Genomic DNA, 24,820 nt, shown 5'->3' with positions numbered 1-24,820 from the left:
TCGACCGGCCCGTTCCACAGCTATTCTGGCATCCTTGCCGGTTCAGGCGTTGACCGCCATCCGCTTCTCGTCCCGACCGCCCTTCATGCGCTCGGCAAGCAGGAAGGCAAGCTCGAGCGCCTGATCGGCGTTGAGGCGCGGGTCGCAATGCGTATGGTAGCGATCCTGCAGGTTCTCGGCCGAAACAGCGCGTGCGCCACCGGTGCATTCGGTCACGTCCTTGCCGGTCATTTCGACATGGATGCCGCCTGGATGCGTGCCTTCGGCGCGGTGAATCTGGAAGAAGCTCTCCACTTCCGAAAGAATGCGTTCGAACGGACGGGTCTTGTAGTTGTTGAGGGTGATCGTATTGCCATGCATCGGATCGCATGACCAGACGACCTTGCGGCCCTCGCGCTCGACGGCGCGGATGAGCTTCGGCAGGCAGTCGGCGACCTTGTCATGGCCGAAGCGGCAGATCAGCGTCAAGCGGCCGGCTTCGTTCGCCGGATTCAGGACATCGATCAACTCGATCAGGTTGTCGGCCGTCAGCGACGGGCCGCACTTCAGGCCGATCGGGTTCTTGATGCCGCGGAAATATTCGACATGGGCGTGATCGAGCTGACGCGTGCGGTCACCGATCCAGATCATGTGGCCGGACGTCGCGTACCAGTCGCCCGAGGTCGAATCCACTCGGGTCAGCGCTTCCTCGTAACCGAGCAGCAGCGCCTCGTGGCTCGTGAAGAAATCGGTCTCGCGCAGGCTCGGATGGTTTTCCGAGGTGATGCCGATCGCCTTCATGAACTCCATCGTTTCGCTGATGCGGTCGGCAAGCCTCCGGTAGCGTTCGCCCTGCGGACTATCCTTCACGAAGCCGAGCATCCATTTGTGCACATTTTCGAGATTGGCATAGCCGCCCATGGCGAAGGCGCGCAGCAGGTTGAGCGTCGCAGCCGACTGCCGGTAGGCCATCATCAGGCGTTCCGGATTTGGCATACGCGCCTCCTCCGTAAAATCCGTGCCGTTGACGATATCGCCGCGATAGGTCAGGAGCGTCAGGTCGCCCTGCTTTTCGAAAGCTGAACTGCGCGGCTTGGCGAACTGGCCGGCAATACGGCCGACCTTGACCACCGGCAACTGGGCGCCATAGGTGAGCACAACGGCCATCTGCAGGAAGGCGCGGAAGAAGTCGCGGATCGTATCGGCGCCGTGTTCGACGAAGCTCTCGGCGCAATCGCCGCCCTGGAGCAGGAAAGCGTCCCCCTCGGCGACCTTGGCAAGAGCCGTTTTCAGCCGGCGCGCTTCACCGGCAAAAACGAGCGGCGGATAGGTCGCAAGCGTTGCTTCCGTAGCAGCAAGAGCTGCCGCATCCGGATAATCCGGAACCTGCTGGATCGGTTTCTGCCGCCAACTGCTCGGGGTCCAATTCTCTGCCATCTCACTCACCTGTTTGCACCCGATCTGAGCCGGATGTCCGTCATCGCCGATAAATATCGGCGGCTTATAAACCTTTAGGTCAGGCTTGCATAGCAGCCATCAGGTCTTTTGCATGACGACGTTTTCGACCCCGTTCAGCGGGGTCAGGCCCTTGATTTCAGATCGCTCAGACGCGCTCGCCGTTGCGGATGCGATAGCTTGGCGAATACATCGTCACCAGCTCTTCCGCCGCCGTTGGATGCAGCGCCATTGTCCTGTCGAAATCGTCCTTGGTGCAGCCTGCCTTCAAGGTGATGCCGAGAATCTGCGCCATCTCGCCTGCGTCATGGCCGAGGACATGCACGCCCACCACCTTGCGATCTTCAGCATTGACCAGGATCTTCATCATCATCTTTTCGGCGCGGCCGGAAAGTGTGGCCTTCATCGGGCGGAACTGGGCCCGGTAGACTTCAACCGTATCGTAGCGCTTGGCGGCCTCCTCTTCGCTGAGGCCGACGGTGCCGATTTCCGGCTGAGAGAAGACCGCTGTCGGGATGAGATCGTGATCAGGCTTCGTCGGATTGTTTTTGTAGACCGTTTCGATGAAGCACATGGCTTCGTGAATGGCGACCGGCGTCAGTTGTACCCGGTCGGTAACGTCGCCGAGCGCATAGATGTTGGCGACGTTTGTGCGCGAGTATTCGTCGACGACAATGGCGCCGCGTTCATCGAGCGCGACACCCGCCGCTTCCAGCCCAAGGTTTTTCGTGTTCGGATCACGTCCGAGCGCCAGCATGATCTGCCCGACGTGCAGGACTTTGTTGTTCTTGGTCCGAGCCTTGAGACCGTCTTCGGTCCTGGTGACTTCCTCGATGATATCATGGCAGAGGACGCGGATGCCCTTTGCCTCCATCGCCTCATGCAGTCCGCGCCGAAGGTCGTGATCGAAGCGCGACAGGATTTCTGCGCCGCGGTAGATGAGTGTCGTTTCCACCCCGAGACCATGGAAGATGTTGGCGAATTCGACGGCAATATAACCGCCGCCGGCAATCAGGATCGATTTCGGCAGTTCCTCGAGATGGAATGCCTCGTTGGAGGAAATGCAGAGTTCGTGGCCCGGCAATGCGTTGTGCGGATTTGGCGCTCCGCCGGTCGCGATCACGATCGTCTCGGCGGTCACGATCCTGTCGTTCCTGAGCAGCCGGATCGTGTGAGCGTCGACCAGTTCGGCGCGCGTGTCAAACGTCTCTGCCCCGGCATTGGAAAGGCCTTTGCGATAGAGTCCCTCGAGCCGTTCGATTTCCTTGTCCTTGGCTGCAATCAGCTTCTTCCACTCGAACGTGCTTTCGCCGACCGTCCAGCCGAAGCCGGCAGCATCTTCAAAATGCTCATGATACTGTGATGCATAGACAAACAGCTTCTTCGGCACGCAACCGCGGATCACGCAGGTGCCGCCATAACGATATTCCTCGGCGATCCCGACCTTTTTGCCCAGCGACGCTGCCACGCGCGCGGCGCGCACACCGCCGGAACCACCGCCGATAACAAAAAGATCATAGTCGAAGGAAGGCATCGAAAAACTCCTTAAGCAGCAAAACATGCGAAGAAGCGCGCATGCATATATGCATGGCGTGACAAAAACAAAAGCCCGGAACGACCGGGCTTTTGGTATGGGTGAAGCTAGCTTACTTCTTCTGCTGCTGCTGTTGCTGAGGCGGATTGGCCGCCGCATCACCGGCGGCTGGTTGCGCTGGAACCTTGATGATCTTGGCGAGCGCAGCGTTGCTCTGGTTGGCAAGATCGCGCGAGATACCGGAGGCCCAGATATCGGCCGCCTTCAGCAGTTCCCGCGATGCGATCGGACCATCCTGAAGAAGCTTCTTGCCGGTGGGAGAGGTGTAGAACTGGGCAATGGCGTTCAACTCCTCGACGGTAAAGGTCTTGGCATAGGTAGTCGCGGCTTCGCGCTCGAGATCGGCCCGACGTGAAGCGAGAGCCAGTGCCTGGTCATCGACGGTGGAGATGATGACATCCTGGTAATTCGGCGAATCCTGAATAAGCCCGCTCTTCAGCCGCTCCGCCAGGTTAGGAAGGATGTTGTCGAACTGGTTGGTGACACCGAGAGCATTGATTGCAGCACGTGCTGCCTTGAGCTGCTCCTCGGTAACCTCCTGCGCGCTTGCGGAAGAGCCGAGCACAACGCCCGAAAGAACAATGGCCGCAGCGGCAAAACGGCCAAGACCCGCAAGTTTCATCATGATTGCTCCTGTTTATTGTCTGCCTGAAGCGTGCGCACGCCTGCCGGACCGGCAATGATCGCAAGCGTCGCCATATTTAAGAAAAGCCCGTGTTCGACGACACCGGGTATGGAATTCAATTCCGTCGACAGCGCCTCTGCATCAGGAATGCGGCCAAAAGATGCATCGATGATGTAGTGGCCGCCATCCGTGGTAAATTCGCCGTCACCGGATTGGCGCAGCTTCAATTCACCGCTGAGGCCGAGGCGGGATGCGGCTTTATCGATTGCAAGCCGTGTCGCTGAAAGTCCGAAGGGATTGACCTCGATCGGCAGGGCGAAAGCGCCGAGAACATCGACCAGCTTGCTCTCGTCGGCGATGACGATCATACGGGCCGAGGCGGATGCGACGATCTTCTCCCGAAGCAGCGCGCCGCCACCACCCTTGATAAGACGCAGGTGTCCATCGACTTCATCGGCGCCGTCGATCGTGATGTCGAGTTCGGGAAGTTCATCCAGGGACTTCAGCGGAACACCAAGCTCGACGCAGAGCCTTGCCGTGCGCTCGGAAGTCGGCACACCTTCCACCCTCAGCCCTGCGGCGCATTTTTCGGCCAGCATGCGCACGAATTCTTCCGCCGTACTGCCGGTTCCGATGCCGAGGCGCATTCCGTTCTCGACATACGCCAGAGCCGCCTCGGCAGCCTTGATCTTCATTTGCCGGGCGTCCATGCGCCGCGTGCTCCCCGTCTGTTTCATTCGAGTGCTGTTTACACGGCCTTCATTGCAAACGAAAGCCAAAATAACGGGGCTGAAATGAAAAGCAAAATGGCGTGAAGGCATTTGGAACCGGTCCCCGCCGTTGCTTTTCTGCGGGCAATCTCCTACTTCGGAGAGGCTTATTTCCCGGATCACCGAGGCTTATTCTTTGACCCCTGCTCCCGCTCTTGTCATTTTTGATCTCGACGGAACGTTGATCGATACCGCTCCCGATCTCGTCGCCAGTCTCAATCACACGATCGCAGCACTTGACCTGCCGCCTGTAGGCTATTCTGACCTTACCCACCTGGTCGGACACGGTGCGAAGGCTATGATTGAGCGCGCCTGTAAGCTCCGCGGCTATTCCTTGGAACCGCAGAGCCTGGAACCACTGCTTGAACGTTTCGTCGCCTTCTACACCGAAACGATGCCCGGCGACAGCAGGCCCTATCCAGGGCTGGTCGAGGCGATGGACGCCCTCAAGGCCGACGGCTTCAAGCTCGCCGTCTGCACGAACAAACTCGAGTCGCTCGCCTTGCCGCTGATCCGACATCTCGGCCTGATGCACTATTTCGATGCCATTACGGGCGGAGATAGCTTTCCGGTGCGCAAACCCGATGCCCGACACCTCGTCGGCACGGTTGAGCGCGCCGGTGGCGAGCTGCAGCGCAGCGTCATGGTTGGCGACAGCATCAATGACATTCTCGTCGCAAGAAATGCCGGAATTCCGTCGATTGCCGTTCCCTTCGGTTACTCGGATGTCCCGGTCGCGACATTGGGTCCGGACGCAATGATTGCGCATTTTGACGAGCTGAGGCCTGCTTTAATCGAGAACCTTTTGGCGGGTGGGCAGACAACACGTAGCCAATCGATCGCATGATCAAAAGAAAAGGCGGCCCCTCGGCCGCCTTTTCCATGCTGATCTCCGGATCAAATTTCCGCCGTGCGGGACTTCGCCGTGGCGTCGAAAGCCTTGTCCATATAGGCGTCACGACCGTAGACGTCGTCGAAATATTCGACGACTCCGTCCTTGTTCGGCCAGGCGGTGAAATAGGAGACGTAAACCGGGATCTTCTGCGGCACCTGGACCGCATGGTTCTTTCCGGTCGCGATCTGCTTGGCGATATCACTCACGGTCGTATTGAGAACGGCTGCAGCCATCGCGCGCGGATCGGCAAGCCGGACGCAGCCGTGGCTGAGCGCCCGCATATCCTTTTTGAAGAAGCTCTTTGAAGGCGTGTCATGCATGTAGATGGCATGCGAGTTCGGAAAGAGGATCTTCAGCTCGCCGAGCGCATTGTCGCTGCTTGGTGGCTGGCGGACCGAGATTGCGTTCGTGGAGCTGTACCAGTTGACGCTCGATGAGGAGACAGGCTGACCGTTGACCGCGACCTGATATCCCATCCGATCGAGATAGCCCGGATCCTGGCGCAGCTTGGGCAGCATCTCGTTGATGATGATCGACTGGGGCACGCCCCAGAACGGATTGAATTCCACCGTCTCAATCTGATCCTGAAAGAAATAGGTCTGATTGGTCTTCTGCCCGACCACTGCACGCATCGCCAGCTGTTGCTGGTTATCGTTGTAGTAGTAGACCATGTAGGCGGGTTGATTGATGAAGACATAGCGCGAGCCGAGATCCGCCGGCAACCAGCGAGACTGCTCCATCGCGATTATGAGCTTGTCGATCTTGGCCGCATTGCTTTCTTCCGTCATGGCGCGGATGGTCGCCTGTCCGATCACACCATCCGACGTCAAGCCCTTTTCCCTCTGGAAACCTTCCACGAGCGCGACAAGATCAGGCGTATATTCCGGGGTGTTCCGGTAGCTTGCGAGCGTCACGGCCTGCTCGGTCTTGAGCGCCTTCGAGCCATGTTTGTCTATCGCCTTGATGATATCCGCCAGCTGCGGCGAACTGTCGCCGGGTTTGATGAGACCGTCGAGCATGATGCTCACGGCGCCCTCATCGCTCGCATCTTCCGCCTTCAGCTTGGCGAGCTCGGCCTTGAGCGCCTGGAATTGCGGGCCGTTCGGGCTACGGCTATTCAGATAGGCGGCTACATCAGGACTTGAGGTGATCAGCTTGAGGACCGGGGCGAGATTAACGGTCTTACGCGTGAAGTCGTGGTAGCCGGAAATCCTGTTGGGGTCGATCCTTCCGCGTACCGTATCCTGAACATAGGTGAGCACCTTTGCGGAGAGCTCGAGCTCGAACTGCATCAGGGCGCGCTCGCGGAGCGTCGGATCGGGATTGGACGGATCGACGGTCGGAAGCTCGACTGCGTAGTCGGTCGGGTCGAGCCCTACTGTGCCGACATCCTTCAGAACATCGAGCGCCGCCCTTGCGCGGTCGTTTACGTCATTTCCTGAGATCCAGACAAGTGGGCGGGTGTTGTCGCTATAATAGCTCTCGAGCACTTTTGCGACGTCGCTATTCGCCTTCACCTTGGCGTCGATGAGGAAGCGCCGCTGCATGTTCTGGCTTGCAGCAATGTCGGCCTGTGGCACTGAGGACGCATCCACGACTGCACCCGTTACGATCGTATCGGCAAATCTTCCCGTATCAACATAACGAAGAGGATCCGGCTTGTAGGTATAATAGGTCGGTCCGGTGACTTTCGGCAGCGGGCTGGGCCTCTGCGGAGCCATTCTTTGCAACGCGGAACCGCCGGGATCAATGATCGTGCTCTGCGTCCGTTCACGATGGCCGCGAAACAAATCCATCAGCGTATAGGCGTTGGCCGGCTTGGCGCCGATCATCGCTATGCTGCAAGAAAGAGCGAGCGCCGAAACGGCGCTTTTTGTCAGAAAACTCATACTTAGTCACATCCCCGTAACATGCGGTTGCCTTCGGCAGGCCCATTCCATTTCGCACGACGCTATCGCATCGGCCGGTTACTGAAAGAAAACGGCCCGGCCCGCCAGAGCCGCTCATGTCAACTTATGTTACAAAGCGGAACGGCCGGTCCGTGTTCCAGTTCACACAAAATTATGAAATTATTAGTTAATTTTTTACCGATTTTTCCGTCTCGAGGTGAGTGCGAAAAAGCACATCCGATCGAATATATCGCCAGCGTGTCATAAAGGGCACGCAGGGCTGTGGAAGGTCGTAAATCCTGATTTGGCGCCTCATGATTTTTGCTGTTCAACCTGTTTTCTTGTGTGGCGATCGGACCTATAAAGCGCCATCTTTCGTGGAGCCGATCTGCTCGAAGCATTTTCAAAGGAAGGCACGCAAACATGACCTCTACACGCACGGAAACCGATACGTTTGGCCCCATCGAGGTGGCGAGCGATCGCTATTGGGGTGCCCAGGCGCAACGCTCACTCGGCAATTTCAAGATAGGTTGGGAAAAACAGCCCCTGTCGATCGTGCGCGCGCTCGGAATTGTCAAGCAGGCGGCCGCTCGCGCCAATATGGAGCTCGGCCAGCTGGATCCTGCCCTCGGCAAGGTGATCGTCGAGGCGGCGCAGGAGGTGATCGACGGCAAGCTTAACGACCACTTCCCCCTCGTCGTCTGGCAGACCGGCTCCGGCACCCAGTCCAACATGAACGCCAACGAAGTTATCTCCAACCGGGCAATTGAAATGCTTGGCGGCGTCATGGGGTCGAAGAAGCCCGTCCATCCGAACGACCATGTCAATATGAGCCAGTCGTCGAACGACACCTATCCGACGGCGATGCACATCGCCTCTGCCGAGCAGATCGTTCATCATCTCCTGCCGGCGCTGAAGCATCTTCATGCTGCGCTCGAAAAGAAGGTGAAAGAGTTCGATCACATCATCAAGATCGGCCGTACCCATACGCAGGATGCAACGCCACTGACGCTGGGCCAGGAATTTTCCGGCTATGCCGCGCAGGTCGCCTCTGCCATCAAGCGCATAGAGATGACGCTGCCGGGCCTATGCGAACTCGCCCAAGGAGGCACGGCCGTCGGCACCGGTCTTAATGCACCGGTCGGTTTTGCCGAGAAGGTTGCCGATGAAATCGCAAAGATCACCGGCCTGCCCTTCGTGACCGCGCCGAACAAGTTTGAGGCGCTCGCCGCCCATGACTCCATGGTCTTCAGCCATGGCGCCATCAACGCCGCCGCTGCCGCGCTTTTCAAGATCGCCAACGATATTCGCCTGCTTGGTTCCGGGCCCCGCTCCGGTCTCGGCGAACTGGCGCTCCCGGAAAACGAGCCCGGCTCCTCGATCATGCCCGGGAAGGTCAATCCGACCCAATGCGAAGCTCTGACGCAGGTCTGCGTCCAAGTCTTCGGCAATCACGCCGCCTTGACATTCGCCGGCAGCCAGGGGCACTTCGAACTCAACGTCTACAATCCGATAATGGCCTATAGCTTCCTGCAGTCGGTCCAGCTGCTGGGTGATGCTGCAGTCTCCTTCACTGACAATTGCGTCACCGGGATCGAGGCGCGCGAAGACAATATCAAGGTCGGGCTGGAGCGTTCGCTGATGCTTGTCACTGCGCTGGCGCCGAAGATCGGCTACGACGCCGCGGCCAAGATCGCCAAGACAGCGCATAAGAACGGTACGACCCTGAAGGAAGAGGCGCTCGCGAGCGGTCTCGTCTCGGCCGAAGAATATGACGCGATTGTTCGTCCGGAGACGATGATCGGGCCGAAGTAAACCGCCAGCACTTTCCGAACTGCTCAAGACCCGCTCACATGGCCGTTGTGAGCGGGTCTTTTTTTACGCAGTTGCGTACGTTTTGCGCAATTATTGTGCAATGCAAAATATGCACAAAAAAGAGCTTGACCGAGCGATGGATTTGCCGTTGCATTGAACCAATCGGAAATTGGTTCGGACCATTTTAACGGCATGACAACTGACATCACTCAGCAGAATTCCATCTACGCGCTGGAGAAGCTGCGCGGCTTGCTGCGTTCGGGCGGGCTTGAACCGGATGGTAAGCTGCCGACCGAGCGGGCTCTGTCGGAGATGTTCGGCGTCAGCCGCAGGGCGATTCGTCGCTCGCTCGAGGTACTGGAAGCGGAAGGTCTCATTTGGCGCCGTCAGGGCTCAGGCACCTATGCCGGTCAGCGTCCAGACCAATGGGCGGACCACGTGGATTCCATCGTCGCCGGGACCGATTTCATGGAAGTCATGGAAGTGCGTCTGCGCATCGAGCCGCAACTTGCACAACTTGCCGCCATGCGAGCGAAACCTGCCGATGTTAAGCGCATGTATGAACTCATTGGAAAGATCTACGAAAGCACGGATGCGGACGCCAAGGAACTATGGGATGGCGCTCTGCACCGCCAGATCGCCCAATGTGCGGGAAATCATCTCTTCCTGACCATTTTCGACGTCATCAATCGAGTGCGACAGGACGACGCCTGGCAAACAATCCGCGAGAGAGCGCGCAGCGCAAGCAGGACGAAGTCCGTCACCTTCGCCCAGCATACCGCCATCGTCGACGCGATCGCCGCCCGCGATCCGGCCACGGCCGGAGAGGCGATGCGCCGGCATCTGCTCACGCTACAGGAGAGCCTGATCCGGGTGACTTCGCTCGACCATCAGGAGGAAGGACAAGCCCCTGAATTTATCTGAACGGTCCCCCATCCAACGTGGCAAGGGCTGACAGCGCAGTACCGTTTTGAACTCTAAAAATATCCAGAGGAGAACATAAGAAAATGAAAACTGCCAAATTTCTGACAACGCTGATGGCTGGGGCGCTGATGGCCGTTCCGGCCTTCGCCGTCGAGCTGAAGATCGGTCTGCAGGATGATGCCGATGTGCTCGATCCGGCGCAATCGCGGACCTTCGTCGGTCGCATCGTCTACACGGCGCTGTGCGACAAACTGGTCGACGTCACGCCAGACCTCAAGATCGTTCCGCAGCTTGCGACGGGATGGAAATGGTCCGACGACGGCAAGGAACTCACCATGAAGCTCCGCGAAGGCGTGAAATTTCATGACGAGACGCCGTTCAATGCCGAAGCAGTCGTCGCCACCATCGAACGCAACATCAACATGCCGGAGTCCCGCCGCAAGAGCGAGCTGACCTCCGTTTCGAAGATCGAGGCGACCGGCGACTATGAAGTCAAATTCACCCTGAAGAGCCCGGATGTCACGCTCCTTGCGCAGCTTTCCGACCGCGCCGGCATGATCGTTTCGCCCAAGGCGGCCAAGGAAATGGGTGCCAAGTTCGGTGACCACCCCGTCTGCGCAGGTCCGTTCAAGTTCGTCGAGCGGGTGCAGCAGGACCGTATCGTGCTGGAGAAGTTCCAGGATTACTGGAACAAGGACAACATCTTCATTGACAAGGTTACCTACATGCCGATCCCGGACACGACGGTGCGCCTTGCCAACCTGCGATCCGGTGATCTCGACATGATCGAGCGTCTGGCGGCAACTGACGCGCAGGCGGTAAAATCGGATGCGAACCTCACCTATGCGGATGCGATCAGCACCGGCTGGCTGGGCGTTTACGCCAATATCGGCAACGGTCCGCGTGCAGACAATCCGATGGGCAAGGACAAGCGCCTTCGTCAGGCCTTTTCTCTCGCAATCGATCGTGATGCACTAAACCAGATCGTCTATGAAGGCACGGCCGTTGCCGGAAATCAGCCCTTCCCGCCCAGCAGCCCGTGGTTCGACAAGAACATTCCGGTCCCTGCTCGAGACCTCGACACGGCCAAGGCGCTGATCAAGGAAGCCGGTTTCGATCGTATCCCGGTCGAGATGCAGGTTCCGAACAATCCGGTCGCGATGCAGATGATGCAGATTGTTCAATCGATGGTCGCCGAAGCAGGCTTCGACCTTACCCTCAAGGCAACCGAATTTGCGACGCTTCTCAACGAGCAGACGGCTGGCAACTATCAGCTTAGCCGTTCTGACTGGTCCGGCCGCGTTGATCCGGACGGCAACATCCAGCAGTTCGTAACCTGTAACGCGGGCCTCAATGACAGCAAGTATTGCAATCCGGAAGTGGACAAGCTGCTCAACGAAGCGCGCCAGTCTCCGGATGAGGCCGTGCGCAAGCAGAAGTATGACGCTGCCGCGGCCATCCTGAACGACGATTTGCCGATCATTTATCTCGGCCATCAGGCATGGATCTGGGCGCTCAACAAAAAGATCACCGGTTTTGTCCCCTCTCCTGATGGCATGATCCGACTGGTCGGCGTCAAGAAGAACGGCTGATGGTAAGATGAAACGCCCATACGGGACGCCTCCGGTCCCGTATGGGCTGCAATGATGTCCGAATGGACTACGGGATCGCTATGTACACCTACATCGGAAAAAGGCTGCTGGTCGCCATACCGACGATACTGATTATCTCGGTCTTCGTCTTTTCGCTGCAGAAGCTTCTGCCGGGTGATCCGATCCTTGCCATGGCCGGCGAGGAACGCGATCCCCAAGTGATCGAGTTCCTGCGCGAGAAATACCGCCTGAATGATCCCGTGCCCTATCAGTACGCCTATTGGCTGGGCTCCGTGCTCAAGGGCGATCTCGGCATCTCGCTGCGCACCAATCAGCCCGTGCTCGAGCTTGTCGCTGAAAAGCTGCCCGTCACGATCCAGCTCGCCATCATGTCGATGATCTTCGCCTTCGTGATCGGCGTGCCGATGGGTATTCTTGCGGCGGTCAAGAAGAACACGGTCATCGATTACGTCGCCAATCTGATTGCGCTGTCCGGTCTGTCGATCCCGAACTTCTGGCTCGGCATCATGCTGATCCTTCTGGTCTCGGTAAATCTCGGCTGGCTTCCTGCCTCAGGCTACGAGCCGTTCTTCAGCAATCCCTTGCGCTCCATCGAGACAATGCTCATGCCATCCTTCGTGCTCGGCAACGCGCTTGCGGCGACGCTGATGCGGCACACGCGCTCCTCCATGCTGACCGTGCTCAGCCAGGACTACATCCGCACCGCCCGCGCCAAAGGGCTCTCGGAAGGGTCGGTCATTCTCTCGCATACCTTCCGCAACGCAGTGCTGCCGATCGTCACGCTGAGCGCCTTGCTCTTCGGCGAACTGTTGGCCGGCGCCGTCCTGACCGAGCAGATCTTTACAATTCCTGGCTTCGGCAAGCTCATCGTCGATGCCGTCTTCAATCGCGACTATGCCGTGGTGCAAGGTGTCGTGCTCTGCACCGCCGTCGGCTTCATCTTGATGAACCTGGTCGCCGACGTGCTCTATGTTCTGCTCAACCCGCGCATGAGGGCCGCCCTATGACCGCCGCAATCGAACAGACCGCCGCCATGCCGGCAGCGACCGAACGCCGCGCGCCGAACCGTGCATGGCGCAAGCTGAGGGCCAACAAGGGCGCCCTCGTCGGCCTTGCCATCATCGTCTTCTTCACGCTCCTCGCCATCCTGGCCCCTTTGCTCCCGATCCCTGATCCAACGGCGACGAGCTGGTCGGCAATCCGCAAGGCGCCGTCTGCTGCCCACTGGCTCGGCACGGACGATATCGGCCGCGATATCCTCTCGCGCATGATCTGGGGCGCACAGGCATCGCTGATGGCCGGCGTTTTTTCGGTCGCAATCGCCGTTTTGATCGGCGTGCCCTTCGGTCTTGTCTCAGGCTATTACGGTGGTTGGATCGATCAGATCATCTCCCGTATCACCGAGGCTTTCCTCGCGATGCCCTTCCTCATTACCGCGATCGCGTTGGCCGCCTTCCTCGGGCCGAGCCTCACCAACGCCATGATCGCCATCGGTCTTTCGGCCATGCCGGTCTTCGTCCGGTTGACACGTGGGCAGGTACTCGCGGTCAAGACCGAGGAATATGTCGAGGGTGCTCGCTCGATTGGTCTTCGTCATTCCAGCATCATCACTCGCTACATCCTGCCCAATGTCTTCGCTCCGATCCTCGTACAGGCAACTCTCACGATCGCGACCGCGATCATAGCCGAGGCAAGCCTCTCCTTCCTGGGTCTCGGTCAGCAGCCGCCAGCGCCAAGCTGGGGCTCCATGCTGAATGTGGCCAAGAACTTCCTGAGCCAGGCGCCCTGGATGGCCATGTGGCCTGGTGCGGCGATCTTTCTCGTTGTCATCGGTTTCAATCTTCTCGGCGACGGACTGCGCGATGCGCTCGATCCGCGCGAGGCATGAGCATCAAGTAAAGTCGAAAGGAATTCTCAAATGGCTGCATTTACGACCCGTCCCGAAATTCTCGGCACCTTCGGCGTCGTCGCCTCGACCCACTGGATCGCCTCCTCGGTGGGCATGAGCATCCTTGAAAAGGGCGGCAACGCTTTCGACGCTGCCGTCGCGACCGGTTTCGTGCTCCAGATCGTCGAACCGCATCTTTGTGGGCCGGGCGGCGATCTGCCGGCAGTGATCTATTCGAAGAAGAAAGACAAGGTCGAGGTCATCTGCGCGCAGGGGCCCGCTCCCGCGGGCGCCACGATTGAACATTACACGCGCGAAGGGCTCTCCCTCATTCCCGGTGACGGCCTGCTTTCGACCGTCATTCCTGGTGCCTTCGACGGCTGGATGCTGATGCTGCGCGACTACGGCAGGCTGACTGTTCGCGATGTGCTGGAACCCGCAATCTACTATGCCGAACACGGCCATCCCGTCCTGCCGCGCGTCTCGGCGACCATCAAGGACCTCGGCGAATTCTTCCGCAAGGAATGGCCGACGTCCTTTGAGACCTGGCTGCCGGGCGGCTCAGCTCCGGAACCGCTGTCGAACTTCAAGAACCCGGTTCTTGCCGAGACATGGAAGCGCATCGTCGCGGAAGCCGAGAGCAAAGCCGGCCGCGAGGCGCAGATCGAGGCGGCCCGCGACGCCTTCTACCGCGGCTTCGTCGCCGAAGCGATGGATGCTTATTTGCGCGTAGCCGAGGTCATGGATGCAAGCGGCAACCGCCACAAGGGCGTGCTGACCGCTGACGACATGGCGAACTGGTCGGCCACGATCGAAGAGCCGCAGACCTATGATTATCACGGCTGGACGATTGCAAAGCAGAAGCCCTGGGGCCAAGGCCCGGTACTCCTGCAATCTCTTTCATTGCTGAAAGGCTTCGACATCGGCGCAATGGATCCCGCCGGTGCCGAATTCGTCCACACCGTCACCGAAGCGATGAAGCTCGCCTATGCCGACCGCGAGGTTTATTACGGCGACCCGAACTTCACCAATGTGCCGATGGAATACCTGCTGTCGGACACTTATGCCGCCGAGCGCCGCAAGCTCATCGGCTCGGAAGCGTCGCTGGAGCTGCGCCCCGGCAGGTTGCCAGATCTTGAAAGCCAATACGATCTGACCATGGAGATGCTCGAAAGACCCGATGCCAAGACCGGCGCGGTCTACGAGCCGACCATGGCGCATCTGACGGAAAAGCGCGGTGACACGGTGCATATCGACGTCATCGACCGCGAGGGCAATATAGTGTCCGTCACGCCATCCGGCGGCTGGCTGCAATCGTCCCCGATTGTGCCGGGGATCGGCTTCTGCCTCAATTCGCGTGCCCAGATGTTCTGGTTGAAGCCCGGCCTGCCCTCGTCGCTCGCCCCGGGCAAACGTCCGCGCACGACGCTGACACCTTCTCTTGGGCTCTATGAAGGCCGCCCGACGCTCGCCTTCGGCACGCCCGGCGGCGACCAGCAGGATCAGTGGCAGCTTGCCTTCTTTCTGCGCTACGCCCATTACGGCCTGAACCTCCAGGAAGCGATCGACCAGCCGCTATTCCACACCTCGCACTTCCCGAGCTCCTTCTATCCGCGCACCCGTGAGCCGGGTGGCATTACCGCGGAAGCGAATTTCAGCCCTGAGGTGCTCGACGCGTTGCGCAAGAAGGGTCACAAGCTGACCGTCGCGGATCCATGGACGGTCGGCCGCCTGACCGCTGCAAAACGTGAAGCCGACGGCCTGATGCGGGCCGCCGCGACGCCGCGGATGATGCAGGCCTATGCGGTTGGGAGATAGTCGCCAATGACCTGGTCGATCGTTGCCCGCGATCCGCTGACAGGCCATCTTGGTATTGCCGTCGCCAGCCGCTTTTTCGCGGTCGGCGCCATTGTGCCTCATATCCGCGGCAATGTGGGCGCCGTTGCGACCCAGGCTTTTGTAAGCCCTCTCTATGGAACCGACGGACTGTCCTTGCTGGCCGCCGGCCACGCTCCCGAGGAGGTCGTTAGGACGCTCACTCTTCGCGATGAGGGGTGCGATCAACGGCAGTTGCATCTGATCGATGCGAGCGGCCGCAATGCCGCTTTCACTGGGGCCAGATGCATCGACTGGGCCGGGCATTTGATTGACGAGAATGTTTCCGTCGCGGGCAACATGCTCGCTGGTCCGCAGGTGATCGCAGAGACCCTCGCAACCTTCAATAAGCTTGCCGACAGACCGCTGGTCGAAAGGCTACTCGAAGCCATGCGGGCCGGCGAGGACGCGGGTGGCGACAAGCGTGGCAAGCAGTCGGCGGCCCTCGTGATCTATCGCGATCAGGACTACCCCTGGCTGAGCGTTCGCGCGGATGATCATCCCGATCCTCTGGCCGAACTCGGCCGCCTCCATGCTGTTGCTCAGGAGCGCTATCTGCACGTGGCAGAGGTCATGCCGACGCGGCAAAACCCGACCGGGATGATCGACCGCAGCGAGATCGACCGCAAGATCGCGGCATTGGAGGCGGCACGGATCGCCGAAGGGCGGCCATCGCCCTCTTTTGCCACCCCCTTGAAACCTCCTGAACCGGCTGCTGACGCGGCACCACGAACTGACAATAAAGGTGAACCATGACAACCGCAGCCCTCGAGACGAAAGCCGGTATTGCCCCGGTCCTCTCCGTCTCCAATCTGACGACGTCCTTCCTGGCCGACGGCGAGTGGCGGCCGGTGGTAAAGAATGTCTCCTTCGATGTCATGCCCGGCGAGACGGTTGCGATCGTCGGGGAGTCCGGCTCCGGCAAGAGCGTGACTTCCCTTTCCATCATGCGGCTTCTGGCGAAGGCGACCAGTCGGATCGAGGGAAAGATCACTCTCAATGACAAGGATATACTGTCGCTCTCCGACAAGGAGATGCGCCGCGTGCGCGGCAATGACGCCGCGATGATCTTCCAGGAGCCGATGACGAGCCTCAACCCGATTTTCACCATCGGCCGCCAGATCTCCGAAGCGCTCACTTGCCACGGCGACATTTCCCAGGCCGAGGCCAAGGCGGAAACCATCCGCCTGCTCGAGAAGGTTCGTATCCCGAATGCGTCATCACGCTTCGATGAATATCCGCACCAGTTTTCCGGGGGAATGCGCCAGCGCGTCATGATCGCCATGGCCCTTGCCAGCCGCCCGAAACTGCTGATCGCCGACGAGCCGACGACAGCGCTCGATGTCACCATCCAGGGACAAATTCTCGATCTCATCAAACTGCTGCAGGAAGAGGAAGGCATGTCCGTTCTCTTCATCACCCATGACATGGGTGTGGTTGCCGAAATTTCCGACCGCACCATCGTCATGTATCGTGGTGAGGCCGTCGAGACCGGCAAGACGGACGATATTTTCCACCGCGGCAGGCACCCCTACACGCGTGCGCTGCTCTCCGCCGTGCCGCGTCTCGGTTCGATGGCGGATCGTAAATGGCCGCTGCGTTTTCCGATCGTCGATACGGCGACGGGTGAGCGTAGCGAACCGGTGGAAGTCGCCGAAACCGTCGATCGCCACAAGACCCCGATCCTCGAGGTGAAGAACCTTGTCACCCGGTTCGACATCCGCGGCGGAATATTCGGCCGCAAGAAGGGCGCCATCCATGCGGTGGAGGATGTCTCCTTCGATCTTTTCCAGGGCGAAACACTTGCCCTCGTTGGCGAATCCGGCTGCGGAAAGTCCACGACCGGTCGTTCGATCACCCGTCTGGTGCAGCCTTATGCCGGTACGGTCAATCTTAACGGCTATGACGTCATGACCCTTGACGCGATGAACCTGCGCCATATGCGCCGCAGTATCCAGATGATCTTCCAGGATCCCTTCGCCAGCCTCAATCCGCGCATGACCATTGGTGCGGCTGTCGCCGAACCTTTCATCGAACACGGTCTTGGCACGCGCGCGCAGGCACGCGACAAGGCTGCGGACCTGCTCGAACGCGTCGGGCTGAAGGCCGACATGATGAAACGCTATCCGCATGAATTCTCCGGCGGACAGCGCCAGCGTATCTGCATCGCCCGCGCGCTCGCGCTCGATCCCAAGGTCATTGTCGCCGACGAGAGCGTCTCGGCCCTCGACGTCTCGATCAAGGCGCAGGTCTGTAATCTGCTCATGGATCTGCAGCAGAGCCTGAACCTTGCTTTCCTCTTCATCTCGCACGACATGGCGGTCGTTGAACGCGTCAGCCATCGGGTAGCGGTCATGTATCTTGGCGAAATCGTCGAGATTGGTCCGCGCGCCGCCGTCTTCGAAAACCCGCAGCATGCCTATACAAAGAAGTTGATGGCCGCCGTCCCCGTCCCCGATCCCACCCGCCGCGGCATAAAGCGCAATCTTTCCGCCGATGAATTGAAAAGCCCTATCAGACCCTTGGGTTACACGCCGGAAAGGAGGAATTACCGGCAGGTGTCGGAAGGCCACCTTGTCATGGCGTGAGGCATTTTCTTGAGGAAAATCAGCAAGTTTTAGAGCAATTGCAATTGGCTGGCTGCGCGAATAGACCATGGGCGACTTCCCTTCAGGTCTGCACAAAAGGTCTATTCGATGGCTGACGATCTCTTCCCCCTCGCCAAGGACAACACCCCTTACCGTAAGATCACGAGCGATTATGTCTCGGTCGATACCTTCAAGGGACAGGATGTTCTGACGGTCGAACCGGAGGGCATGCGCCTGCTTGCAGAGACCGCCTTCGCCGAGATCAACCATCTGCTGCGACCCGGCCATCTGAAGCAGCTTGCCTCGATCCTTCAAGATCCGGAGGCAACCGAGAATGACCGCTTCGTCGCCTACGATCTTCTGAAGAACGCCAATATCGCTGCAGGCGGCGTGCTCCCCATGTGCCAGGATACGGGCACGGCCATCATCATGGGCAAGAAGGGGCGACGCGTCTGGACCGAAGGGGGCGATTATTCCGCGCTCGCCAAGGGCGTCATGGACGCCTACGAGAAGAAGAACCTGCGCTATTCGCAGCTAGCGCCGATCAGGATGTTCGAAGAGAAGAACACCAGGAACAACCTGCCAGCCCAGATCGACATCTACGAGGAAGGCACGGACGCCTACGAATTCCTCTTCGTCGCCAAAGGGGGCGGCTCTGCCAACAAGACCTTTCTCTATCAGGGCACGCCCTCGCTCCTGACCCATGATCGCATGATCGACTTCCTCAAGGAGAAGATCCTGACGCTGGGGACCGCCGCCTGTCCCCCCTATCATCTCGCGGTCGTCATCGGCGGCACTTCCGCCGAGATGAACCTGAAGACCGTCAAGCTTGCTTCCACGCGCTATCTCGATGACCTGCCGACTGAGGGGTCGGAAAGCGGCCACGCTTTCCGCGATATTGAAATGGAAAAGGAAATTCACACGCTGACGCAGCAGATGGGCGTCGGTGCACAGTTCGGCGGCAAGTATTTCTGTCATGACGTGCGCGTTATCCGCCTGCCCCGCCACGGCGCCTCGTTGCCGATCGGTCTCGGTGTTTCCTGTTCGGCCGACCGTCAGGCCAGGGGCAAGATCACCCGCGACGGCATCTTCATCGAGCAACTCGAGACGGATCCCTCGAAATACATGCCGGAGATCGATGAGGCTAAGCTCTCCGAATCGATGGTCCGCATCGACCTCAACCGGCCGATGGCCGAAGTGCTGGCGGAACTGTCGAAGCATCCGGTAAAGACGCGCCTCTCGCTGACCGGCACCATCATCGTCGCCCGCGACCTCGCCCACGCAAAGATTCGCGAGCGGTTGGAACGGGGCGAAGGCATGCCGGATTATATGAAGAACCATCCGGTCTACTACGCCGGGCCGGCCAAGACGCCGGCAGGTTATGCCTCAGGTTCCTTCGGGCCGACGACGGCTGGCCGCATGGACAGTTATGTCGACCAGTTCCAGTCCTTTGGTGGTTCGATGGTCATGCTTGCCAAGGGCAACCGCTCTCGTGCCGTGCGCGAAGCCTGCAAAAAACACGGCGGTTTCTATCTCGGCTCGATCGGTGGTCCTGCAGCCCGCCTTGCGCAGGACTGCATCAAGAAGGTGGACGTGCTGGAATATCCCGAACTGGGGATGGAGGCCGTCTGGAAGATCGAGGTGGAAGATTTCCCCGCGTTTATCGTCATAGACGACAAGGGCAACGACTTCTTTCAGGAGCTCAATCTCGGCTGAGCTCTGAGAGCGTTCCGGTCGGACAGTTTTTTCGACCGGGACCGTATTAATGTATGGAAGAGGTTTGATCGCCGTCCAGCGCGGCCGCCGGAACCTTCGTCGTTGCGCCAAGATCATTCGCGGTCAGGACATCCTCTGCCTTGACGCTGGCGAGGATTTCCGTGCGGTCAAAGAAGCCGTTGTGGTTCAACATGAAAACGGAGCCGGCGACGATCGCGGCAGCGAAGATTGCAGGTGACAGATGATGAGATGTTTTCATTATCTCATGCCTTTTACTGACCATGACCGAGCGGCCTGCGTCGGATTTTCGTGGTTCGCGCCACGTCTTATGACTACTGATTGAAGAATGGGCACCTTCCGCCCCAATCGAAAGGCCAGACTCTGGCGACCGATCGTCAATGTTCTGTAGACAGTGACCCACTCTGCGATAGCAGATTAAAATTTTTTGAGCTGAGAAAACCACGGCGAGACGACTGAGGAGAATTCGAACTTGGCCGATTGACTAATGAAATCAGCAACATCATGCAACAACTTTATGGTGGCACAGTAGTTCATATGTAATTTTTAGTATGCGCATCTTTAATCATTTCCAAAGAATTTTAAGCTAACCAATAAAAAGTCTCTTTACCAAAACTTTCAGGGAGTTCGCGGGATGAATACGGCTGTTGCACCGAAGGTGCAGGTTCCCGATGTGGCAGGCCAGATCACCTACGCCATGCGCTCCATGGGCGTTGCCCCAATCCCCCGCAATTACGAACTCTTTTACGAGGCCTACATCGGATCGAACCCGGCTCTCACCCGTGAGCTTGCCGCTCTCGGCAGCAATGCGACGCAGCAGGATCTCGACGCCCTCGGTGCGCAGTATTTCACACATCCCCATCCGAGCCGATTGTTCGATGACGCTCATTCCCGCATCATCGCCGAGCTCGACGGATTGCTACGTGTGTTGCGGCAAGAACAGACCTCGCTCGAAAGCTACAATAGGCTGCTCGGCGAAACCTTCAAGCGCATCAGCTCGAAGAGCAGCGCCAGCGCCGATATTCTGCAGAGCGCTATCACGCTCCTGACGGAGGCGACCGGCAACACGATGGCGCATGGCGAGAAGACCGTGGAGGACATGAACCTCCGTTCGCACGAAATGGATCAAGTGCGCAAGGAACTCGACGAATATAAGCGCATCGCCAATACCGACTCGCTGACGCGCCTTTCGAATCGACGCGCCTTCGACGATCGTCTCGCCGCGATCTTCAACAATCCTGTCGTCCGCCCGGTTACGGCTCTGGTTCTGGCCGACATCGATCATTTCAAGAAGATCAACGATACCTATGGCCATCCGGTCGGTGACAAAATCCTCGCAACCGTGGCCTCCGTCATTCGTGCCAATGTCCGCAAGGATGTCTTTGTCGCCCGCACCGGCGGCGAGGAATTCGCTCTCATCATTGAGGGCAATACAAGTGACGAAGTCATGGGCATCTGCGAGCGCATCCGCCGCACACTCGAGGCCACTCCCTTCAAGAACTCCCGCACCCGGGTCAACTACGGCCCGGTCACGATCTCGGTTGGCATCTGCATGGCCTCGAACGCGCAAGATCCCGGCGAGCTTTACAGCAAGACGGACATCGCCCTCTATTGCGCCAAGAATGCCGGGCGCAATTGCTCCGTCGAATATCAGGACGGCATGCAGAAGGATTTTGCGCCCAAGAACTGGCTGATCTACAAATCATAAAGATCTTGCCCTACTGCATGTTTCCTTAAATCGGAGCCGATTTAAGAAAACATGCAGCATTTCAAAGTGCTACAGCGACTTTGTGCGTCTTATAAGACGCACGGCGCTGTAGTCCGGGCAGTGTCTACCACATGGTCTTGGCGGCGCGCCCGGGCCATTCGCGATCATAGGTCTCGTGATCGAAGTCTTCTTTGGCCGCTTTCAACATCAGCCCCGGTGTCGGCAGCGACAACGGGGCGACAAAATTTTCAGCGTTCCACAATTCCGCACGCATGACGGCTCGTGCGCATTGGAAATAGACTTCATCGATCGTAATGACGACGACGCTGCGCGGATGCTTGCCGTCCATCTCGAAACTCATCAGCAGTTCCTCTTCGATCGCGACCACGGCGCGGCCATTGAGGCGCATTGTCGTGTTCGAACCAGGGATCAGGAACATCAGAGCGATGCGTGGATCGCGCACGATATTGGCAAGCGAATCCACCCGGTTGTTGCCTCGCCAGTCCGGCAGGTGCAGCGTCGTCTCATTGATCACCCGCACGACGCCGCCGAGGTCTCCGCGCGGAGAGCAGTCCAATCCTTCAGGTCCGACGGTCGCGAGCGCCATGAAGGGTGAGGCTTCGATCATCTGTCGGTAGATGGGCGTCAGCGCCTTGGTCACCTTAGCCACCGATGCCTCGCCAACGCCGCCATAGCGCTCGTTCAGTTCTTCGACGGAGGTGATAAGCCGCATGCGAATGTCCTATGAATTGCGATCAGGTGTTATTGGAGGTCGGTCGTGACGCTATAATGACATTCTCCTGCCGGGAAGACCAAAAAGAGGTACGATCTTCATCATTCCGTCGGGCCTTTCCGGTTCCTGTTTCAGAAAGTCGGAGATTGCGGCGATGACATCGTGCGCGGCGATGATGCGCCTATGCCCAAAGCCGTTGGCCCAGAGTAGGCGGACATGGTCTCCGCCCGTCGCATAGGCCCAAGCGTGATCGGCGCTTACTTCCTTGTCTTCCTCGGCATGAACGACGAGCACCGGCCGTCGAATGCATCCCCCAGCATGGGCCATGTCGAAATCCTCGAGCCTGCGGCCGGTGACGCGAAGGATCTCGGCCTCGAAATGCGCCTGCGCCGCTGCTCCAAGGCCCAGCAATTTTCCGAGGCCGACAAAGAGCCACCGCATCCTGCTCGGCGCGCCGATCAGCACCAATTTGCCCGGAAGGACCTGCGCAACATCCGGCAGCAGACCGGCAGCCGAAACCATGAGCGCCGCACCGCCAAATGAGTGCCCGATTGCCGCATCGAATGCACCGAAACGCGCTTCAGCCGCCGCGATCGCTTTTACCGCCATGCCCATATGCAGGAAGCGCCCGCTGGCACTACCGTGCCCGGGAAAGTCGAGCGCGACCACTTCGGATCCGTCGCCCGCCAGCGCTGCGATCAGTTCGGACATGTAAGCGCTGCCGGAGCCCCAGCCATGCACGACGAGATAGCGCTTGCGCCGACCCTTTGCGCCTCCGTTGAGACGGTAGGCCGCCGCTCGCGCGCCGCCTGGAATGACAAGATCAAAAGTCTCCGCTTCGCGTAGACGCTCTTGTCCCATGGTATGAATCTTCTTCGCCCTCTCGCCTTTCGGGCGACGCCCGGGTGTGAGGCAGAAGAGCTTGAACGCGAGTTTGCCCGCAAGCCGCGGCGACAGGGCCTGCGCAACCGAAAAGCCAAGGCGGGTGACCTTGGGGAGAAACGATGGCATAGTGGGAATCCGGAATATGTTCAATGATGAACAATAAAGTACAGCCATGAACAAAAATCAATCCCTTCCCTGGGATCACCCGCGATTTCGCAGCTGGATCGCCGTCGCCCGCGCCTGTCAGATGATGCAGCAATCCCTGGGTCGAGCGCTTGTCCACCTCGACATCAAGACCCCGCATCTCGATATCCTGATCAACCTCTACCGCTTCGAAGGCATCTCGCAGCAGGAACTCGCCCGCAAGCTCCTTGTCGGCCGCTCCAACATGAGCATGCTGTTACCGCAGATGGAAAAACAGGGGCTGATTGAACGGCGCGACGATCCGCGCGACAAGCGCGTGCTGCGTCTTTTCCTTACCGGACGAGGGCGGGACGTCACGGAAAAAGCGATGGCCATTCAGACAGATCTGATTGAGCGCACTCTTTCGGCGACCCCCCTCGACCAGTGCATGAAGATCGCCGATTCCATGGAACGGATCATCGGCATCCTGCAGCAGGACGAGCGGGAGGATGCTTGATGCAGATCAGTGGTGGGAAGCGATCTCCGACACACGGCTCAGCGACGTATACTCCCAGGCTGCCACGACAATAAGGACCAGCGTGGCGAGGATGCCGAGCAGATAGCTCTCCATGAAGGGTGCTGCAAAGGCGATCAGGATGAGCAGCACCAGTCCGGCAAAATGCGACAACGGAGGGCGTCCCGTCGTCGCGCCCTTGAACCACAGATTGCCGAGCAGGAAGATGACCGGGGCGCCGATAATGGCCGATGCAATCGCAAGGTCGCCGGCCTCGTGCGGATGAGAGAACATGAATTCGACGGCCACCGCATGCAGGATAATGCCGGCCAGGACCGGGATATGCGCATAGGTGAAGGCCTGCCGCGCCAGGCTTCCGGGCGTCTCGGCGTGTTCGAGGCGGTGTGCCGCGCGCCGATGTCCGAAGCGGAAATAGAGCCACCACATCGCGACCGTGCCGACAAAGGCGGAAACGAAGACGATTCCGGTGAGCCAGGAAAACGGCAGCTCGGAAAAGGTTCGGCCTGAGACGAGTACGGCTTCGCCGAGGCAGATGATGATGAACAGGGCGCAGCGCTCCGCCATATGCGCGCCCGAGACGTTCCATTCCTGCGTTGTCGACCATCCGAGACCGGGTACTCGGAAACCAGTTGCAGGGCCGATATATTCGATCGCGAGCGCGACTATCCAGAGGATCAGCCTAGCTTCGTGTTCGACGAGCGCTCCCGCAATCCAGAACAGGCCCGCTGCAGCCAACCAGATGGCGATCCGAAGGAAGTTGAGGTAGCGCGACCGGCTGACGGCTTTAAATGCATGGGTGGCGAAGAGCGAGCGTCCGACCTGCATGAAGACATAGGCGCCGGCAAAGAGCAGGCCCTTGTCGCCAAACGCCTCTGGGATAGACGCCGAAAGAACAAGCCCGGCCATCATCAGCACCACGAGCATGGTGCGTACGGGCATCTTTTCCGGAGCGAGCCAATTGGTGACCCATGCCGTGAATATCCAGACCCACCAAATGGCGAAGGTCAGGAGGGTCGCTTCCAGCGCACCCGCTACCGTGAAATGCGCGGCGAGCGCATGGGAAAGCTGGGAGATCGAAAAGACGAAAACCAGATCGAAGAAAAGCTCGATGAATGTGACCTTGTGATCCCCGTGTGCGCGCTGCCAGTTACCCCTGCCCTGTTCAGCCATGCGGTTCCCTCTTAGTGTCTTG

Annotated in this window: 21 protein-coding genes; 12 read left to right on the top strand and 9 right to left on the bottom strand. The window is 59.1% G+C overall.

The annotated features are described in order from the left end of the window. Positions 1 to 42: 42 nt before the first annotated feature. The 4 genes from AAE029_RS05940 to rpiA form a co-directional block, all read right to left on the bottom strand. Positions 43 to 1,416 (bottom strand): class II 3-deoxy-7-phosphoheptulonate synthase, encoded by a 1,374-nt coding sequence (locus tag AAE029_RS05940; protein ID WP_371071875.1) that lies wholly within the window; start codon positions 1,414 to 1,416, stop codon positions 43 to 45. 166 nt (positions 1,417 to 1,582) lie between these two features. Further along, on the bottom strand, positions 1,583 to 2,968 hold the full coding sequence (gene gor / locus AAE029_RS05935; RefSeq protein ID WP_371071874.1) for a glutathione-disulfide reductase: 1,386 nt from the start codon (positions 2,966 to 2,968) through the stop codon (positions 1,583 to 1,585). A 112-nt stretch (positions 2,969 to 3,080) separates the two neighbouring features. Then, entirely contained in the window at positions 3,081 to 3,653 is a 573-nt protein-coding gene (locus AAE029_RS05930; RefSeq protein WP_371071873.1) for a DUF2059 domain-containing protein, read from the bottom strand. Continuing rightward, positions 3,650 to 4,363 (bottom strand): ribose-5-phosphate isomerase RpiA, encoded by a 714-nt coding sequence (gene rpiA / locus AAE029_RS05925; RefSeq protein WP_371071872.1) that lies wholly within the window; start codon positions 4,361 to 4,363, stop codon positions 3,650 to 3,652. Before rpiA ends, AAE029_RS05930 begins: the two co-directional genes overlap by 4 nt. 196 nt (positions 4,364 to 4,559) lie before the next feature. On the opposite strand from rpiA, the gene gph reads away from it, so the two are divergent. Beyond that, on the top strand, positions 4,560 to 5,270 hold the full coding sequence (gene gph / locus AAE029_RS05920) for a phosphoglycolate phosphatase (RefSeq protein ID WP_371071871.1): 711 nt from the start codon (positions 4,560 to 4,562) through the stop codon (positions 5,268 to 5,270). Between the two features lie 50 nt (positions 5,271 to 5,320). On the opposite strand, the gene AAE029_RS05915 is transcribed toward gph, so the two are convergent. Further along, positions 5,321 to 7,207: a murein L,D-transpeptidase gene (locus AAE029_RS05915; RefSeq protein WP_371071870.1), complete on the bottom strand. Its 1,887-nt coding sequence runs from the start codon at positions 7,205 to 7,207 to the stop codon at positions 5,321 to 5,323. 423 nt (positions 7,208 to 7,630) lie between these two features. Here AAE029_RS05915 and fumC point away from each other — a divergent pair, with 423 nt between their 5' ends. The 9 genes from fumC to AAE029_RS05870 all read left to right on the top strand — a co-directional run bounded on the left by fumC (position 7,631) and on the right by AAE029_RS05870 (position 19,626). Next, positions 7,631 to 9,022, top strand: coding sequence for a class II fumarate hydratase (gene fumC / locus AAE029_RS05910; protein ID WP_371071869.1), 1,392 nt, complete (start codon positions 7,631 to 7,633; stop codon positions 9,020 to 9,022). A 192-nt stretch (positions 9,023 to 9,214) separates the two neighbouring features. Beyond that, positions 9,215 to 9,946: a FadR/GntR family transcriptional regulator gene (locus AAE029_RS05905; protein WP_371071868.1), complete on the top strand. Its 732-nt coding sequence runs from the start codon at positions 9,215 to 9,217 to the stop codon at positions 9,944 to 9,946. An 83-nt stretch (positions 9,947 to 10,029) separates the two neighbouring features. Beyond that, positions 10,030 to 11,538: an ABC transporter substrate-binding protein gene (locus AAE029_RS05900; protein WP_371071867.1), complete on the top strand. Its 1,509-nt coding sequence runs from the start codon at positions 10,030 to 10,032 to the stop codon at positions 11,536 to 11,538. Positions 11,539 to 11,618: 80 nt separating this feature from the next. Next, positions 11,619 to 12,566: an ABC transporter permease gene (locus AAE029_RS05895; protein WP_371072110.1), complete on the top strand. Its 948-nt coding sequence runs from the start codon at positions 11,619 to 11,621 to the stop codon at positions 12,564 to 12,566. Continuing rightward, positions 12,563 to 13,447, top strand: a complete 885-nt coding sequence (locus tag AAE029_RS05890) for an ABC transporter permease (protein ID WP_371071866.1) — start codon at positions 12,563 to 12,565, stop codon at positions 13,445 to 13,447. The genes AAE029_RS05895 and AAE029_RS05890 overlap by 4 nt, the downstream gene beginning before the upstream one ends. A 30-nt stretch (positions 13,448 to 13,477) precedes the next feature. Then, positions 13,478 to 15,265, top strand: a complete 1,788-nt coding sequence (locus tag AAE029_RS05885; protein WP_371071865.1) for a gamma-glutamyltransferase family protein — start codon at positions 13,478 to 13,480, stop codon at positions 15,263 to 15,265. A gap of 6 nt (positions 15,266 to 15,271) precedes the next feature. Then, entirely contained in the window at positions 15,272 to 16,078 is an 807-nt protein-coding gene (locus tag AAE029_RS05880) for a DUF1028 domain-containing protein (RefSeq protein WP_371071864.1), read from the top strand. After that, on the top strand, positions 16,075 to 17,910 hold the full coding sequence (locus AAE029_RS05875; protein ID WP_371071863.1) for an ABC transporter ATP-binding protein: 1,836 nt from the start codon (positions 16,075 to 16,077) through the stop codon (positions 17,908 to 17,910). The genes AAE029_RS05880 and AAE029_RS05875 overlap by 4 nt, the downstream gene beginning before the upstream one ends. A 108-nt stretch (positions 17,911 to 18,018) precedes the next feature. Next, positions 18,019 to 19,626, top strand: a complete 1,608-nt coding sequence (locus AAE029_RS05870) for a fumarate hydratase (RefSeq protein WP_371071862.1) — start codon at positions 18,019 to 18,021, stop codon at positions 19,624 to 19,626. 46 nt (positions 19,627 to 19,672) lie between these two features. Here AAE029_RS05870 and AAE029_RS05865 read toward each other — a convergent pair whose 3' ends face one another. Then, complete coding sequence (locus AAE029_RS05865) at positions 19,673 to 19,885, bottom strand: hypothetical protein (RefSeq protein ID WP_371071861.1); 213 nt, start codon at positions 19,883 to 19,885, stop codon at positions 19,673 to 19,675. Between the two features lie 393 nt (positions 19,886 to 20,278). Here AAE029_RS05865 and AAE029_RS05860 point away from each other — a divergent pair, with 393 nt between their 5' ends. Beyond that, complete coding sequence (locus tag AAE029_RS05860) at positions 20,279 to 21,352, top strand: GGDEF domain-containing protein (RefSeq protein WP_371071860.1); 1,074 nt, start codon at positions 20,279 to 20,281, stop codon at positions 21,350 to 21,352. Positions 21,353 to 21,476: 124 nt separating this feature from the next. On the opposite strand, the gene AAE029_RS05855 is transcribed toward AAE029_RS05860, so the two are convergent. After that, positions 21,477 to 22,085 carry a pyridoxamine 5'-phosphate oxidase family protein gene (locus AAE029_RS05855; RefSeq protein ID WP_371071859.1) on the bottom strand — a complete coding sequence of 203 codons (609 nt, stop codon included), beginning with the start codon at positions 22,083 to 22,085 and terminating at the stop codon, positions 21,477 to 21,479. 51 nt (positions 22,086 to 22,136) lie between these two features. Further along, positions 22,137 to 23,096 (bottom strand): alpha/beta hydrolase, encoded by a 960-nt coding sequence (locus AAE029_RS05850; protein ID WP_371071858.1) that lies wholly within the window; start codon positions 23,094 to 23,096, stop codon positions 22,137 to 22,139. Between the two features lie 46 nt (positions 23,097 to 23,142). Between AAE029_RS05850 and AAE029_RS05845 the strand changes: the two genes are divergently transcribed. Further along, a complete protein-coding gene (locus tag AAE029_RS05845) occupies positions 23,143 to 23,610 on the top strand; it encodes a MarR family winged helix-turn-helix transcriptional regulator (protein WP_371071857.1) in 468 nt (155 codons plus the stop codon). 6 nt (positions 23,611 to 23,616) lie between these two features. Here the strand turns inward: AAE029_RS05845 and AAE029_RS05840 are convergent, their stop codons facing one another. Further along, on the bottom strand, positions 23,617 to 24,798 hold the full coding sequence (locus tag AAE029_RS05840) for a low temperature requirement protein A (protein WP_371071856.1): 1,182 nt from the start codon (positions 24,796 to 24,798) through the stop codon (positions 23,617 to 23,619). Positions 24,799 to 24,820 lie beyond the last annotated feature (22 nt).

This window comes from Sinorhizobium sp. CB7 (genome assembly GCF_041357635.1).
GTDB lineage: Bacteria > Pseudomonadota > Alphaproteobacteria > Rhizobiales > Rhizobiaceae > Rhizobium.
This window is presented reverse-complemented; position numbering and strand designations above follow the sequence as displayed.